Annotated in this window: 1 protein-coding gene; it reads right to left on the bottom strand. The window is 41.2% G+C overall.

Going from position 1 to position 226, the window contains the following annotated elements; translation table 11 throughout:
- The coding region (locus tag V6255_RS18405) for a hydroxyethylthiazole kinase (RefSeq protein ID WP_341629423.1) at positions 1–226 on the bottom strand (226 nt) is incomplete at both ends.

Raw genomic sequence — 226 nt, forward strand, 5'->3', positions numbered from 1 at the left:
TAATTATATGTTTTGCCAGTGAGGGTATTTGGCGTGATGTCTCAGTGCGTAATGTACTCGCACGACAATCAACGTTGTCTAATACCACGACTTTTTGATGTACGTTTGCTTGTTCAATAGCGTAAATCATACGCGGAAGCCATTGGCTATCTAGGGTGCCGATATTAATAAGCAATGCACCAGTAAATGACATCATTTCAGCCATTTCTTGACGAGAATGTGCCAT

It is taken from the genome of Psychromonas arctica (assembly GCF_038155225.1).
Classification (GTDB): Bacteria; Pseudomonadota; Gammaproteobacteria; order Enterobacterales; family Psychromonadaceae; genus Psychromonas; species Psychromonas arctica_B.